The following is a 2961-nucleotide window of genomic DNA, read 5'->3' as shown; positions in this document are numbered from 1 at the left end:
TCAACGGCGTTAAGTTCGTTAACGGTATTAAACAAACAGCAGATCAAAAACAGAATGCCGCTTGATTCCCTATACACCAGATTTGACTATAGCTCGGCACGCCGTGGCTGTTGCTGATTCTGACGTATATAACCATTTCATTGTTAACTGAAGTTATTACCAATAATGCCGCAGCGCTTTTAATGTTGCCGATTGTGTTGGAGATCACAGAAAAAGCCGATTTGAATAATGTTCCTTTTGTATTTGCCATCATGATGGCGGCCTCCGCCAGCTTTGCGACACCTCTAGGATATCAAACCAATATGATGGTGTATGGGCCTGGCGAATATCGTTTCATTGACTTTCTCCGAGCAGGTATTCCAATGAATATCATTGCAGGTGTGGTCACTATCACGGTTTTATTGATTGGATGGCCGTTGACTAAATGATTTGGATGAATCAATTAAAGAATGAAATAAAGCATATATTCTTTTTATTTTCATCGATCCTGATGAATGATTATCTTCTATCATAGTTGCAACTGATTAAGCCTACCGGAGAAAACTGTACATGTCATTAAAAAGGTCAATTAATGAATTTGGAGCTTATCTAGGTGATAAAGGATCATTGCTGGAAAAGAATTATCCGAGAATTGCAGAAATGATCCAATTACACTGGGGATATAAAGAGATTTATCAATACATCAATAAATTACTTGTGGTTGATAAGGATAGAGACAGGCAGGGATTTCCAGTACAGGTATTGCAGGAGATCTATAAATTACAAGAGATACATGAAAGGCTATTTCCTGATTTAGAAGCGTTATCAAGTGGTTGATTGCAATATTATTCCTGAAGTTGTAAACAAAAACTTAATTTCTTACTCACCTTCCTGCTGATATCAAACGCGATAGCGGATCTTCCAGTAGCAGGACGGCTTTTCCTGTCGAACAAGATATGTAAACGTATTCGTATTGCAGTCGATCGAGTCGCCGAATATTGTACTACGGCATCTGTGCAGCTCCTTAAAACTGTCATTGCAGAAATTCTATCAAGTAACCTTTCTGGTACAGATATATAAACTCTATCGAAGGACTTGGGGCGATCCGGATATTGATTTTATGCAAGTGATTATAATCTTTGCATTATCTCAAGACACGCTGTTGCGAACACCGATACAAACATTAATTGACGAGAGATAGATATAACACGATAAAATCACTACTTTGGATCAAGCTGAACTTGGCCAGATAGTTATTTCGACAAATCGAATGATTATCAGACCAACATTTCTACAAGGAAGTCTTATACTTTTCAACTGATGTTAGCTACATTATTCCTGATTACAACTGTAATACTGGCCATCTTGACAATACTACCGCTCAGCCGCTATGAGGCATGGTGGGTACGGGGGCTCGATTTTCCACGATTGCAACTTTTTTGGGCGCTATTGTTTACACTTGTCTTGGAATTGCTGTTGCTCGATTTGTCATCGTGGCAAACATGGGGACTCATTGTGGTTGTATTAGCTTGCCTAGGCTATCAAGCATGGTGGATTGTTCCTTATACGCGGATATTCCCGTTAGAAGTAAAGGCCGCAAATAATTCTGATAATAAAGGTCGAATCAAAATTATTACCGCCAATGTCTTGATGACAAATCGAAACGCGCAAGCATTGATTGCACTGATTCGCGAATGTCAGCCGGATATTCTGGTAACCCTGGAATCGGATATCTGGTGGCAAACGCAGCTGGATGTCCTGGAAATCGATTACCCCTATACGATCAAATGCCCGCTGGATAATCTTTATGGCATGCACGTTTATTCCAGATTTCCAATGATGAATACTCAAATTGAATATCTGGTGGAACCGGACAAGCCGTCAATGCACGCGCTTGTACTTCTGTCATCGGGACACAAAGTTCGCATACATTTCCTGCATCCGGCACCCCCCAGCCCAACGGAAAATAGCGAATCTTCCGAACGTGACGCAGAGCTTGTGATCATTGCCAAAAGTGTCGCCGATACCAACGTTCCGGCTATCGTAACCGGAGATTTGAATGACGTGGCCTGGTCTGCAACCACGCGGTTATTCAGAAAAATAAGTGGATTGCTTGATCCAAGAGTGGGTCGCGGTATGTTTAATACTTTTCATGCCCACTACTGGTTCTTACGTTGGCCGCTAGATCATCTGTTTCACAGTAAGCACTTTTCACTTCAGAATTTGGAAAGACTCAGAAGCTTTGGTTCGGATCATTACGCACTCTTCACCGAGTTAGTACTTACCGCTGACCGTAATAATGAAGATAACGGCCTGGACGCAGATGCCGATGATTTGGCCTGGGCTAAGCGCAAAACAGAAAACCAGAATGTTAGCAAGAGTGATGTTCCCCAACCGGAGAAACATTCAGTAACCTAGCACATTATCTGATGTGTCAAAATTTTTTCCCGATACGGGATTATTCACAGGCTACGGAGGTGCGAGAACATGCATTCAGGCAATTTGTCCGCAAGAAAATCACCTGCGAGTTGTTCGGTGGGATACATAGACGACTGGGATGGCTTGATTTACTGGTATGTAAAATACATCGGACAACACGCAGAATTCCTAAAAGAGAAGTATCTTAACTCCTGGTATCGTGCTGCTAAAAGTGCAATTGAACACAATGCGACGCTCAATCGGACTCGGCCTGCCAGGGCGGAGCGAATCAAAGTCTGATCAAGAATCCAGGATCAATTCAAGATACCGCTCCTGTTACCTCAGCAAGAAGTACAATGCACGTAAATAGTAATGGAGTTGTCCCAATTTGACGGACATTTTTTTCATGGAGTCGAGAGAGTCTCGACCTGTGAAAGCGGATTGCAGTTTATCGCGATTTGATTATTCCCATTCAGTTTTCTCTCAAAATTGTTTGGTGATAAGTATCCCAGCCCGGAATGCCTGCGAGTTGGGTTGTACCATGACTCGATCCAGGTGAATATG

3 protein-coding genes are annotated in these 2961 nt (G+C 42.1%); all 3 read left to right on the top strand.

Features of this window, described 5'->3' with window-relative positions:
* The first annotated feature begins 107 nt into the window (after positions 1 to 107).
* The gene (locus C4S39_RS14975; RefSeq protein WP_374953040.1) at positions 108 to 428 is read left to right on the top strand and encodes an SLC13 family permease; all 321 of its coding nucleotides are present in this window, start codon (positions 108 to 110) and stop codon (positions 426 to 428) included.
* A gap of 121 nt (positions 429 to 549) precedes the next feature.
* Positions 550 to 816: a hypothetical protein gene (locus C4S39_RS14970; RefSeq protein ID WP_103967726.1), complete on the top strand. Its 267-nt coding sequence runs from the start codon at positions 550 to 552 to the stop codon at positions 814 to 816.
* 483 nt (positions 817 to 1299) lie between these two features.
* The gene (locus tag C4S39_RS14965) at positions 1300 to 2397 is read left to right on the top strand and encodes an endonuclease/exonuclease/phosphatase family protein (RefSeq protein WP_103967725.1); all 1098 of its coding nucleotides are present in this window, start codon (positions 1300 to 1302) and stop codon (positions 2395 to 2397) included.
* The last annotated feature ends 564 nt before the right edge of the window (positions 2398 to 2961 follow it).

The sequence above is a fragment of the Nitrosomonas ureae genome, from assembly GCF_900108305.1.
GTDB classification, from domain to species: Bacteria; Pseudomonadota; Gammaproteobacteria; order Burkholderiales; family Nitrosomonadaceae; genus Nitrosomonas; species Nitrosomonas ureae_B.
Note: the sequence above shows the minus strand (reverse complement) of the source record. Positions and strands in the feature narration are given on the sequence as shown.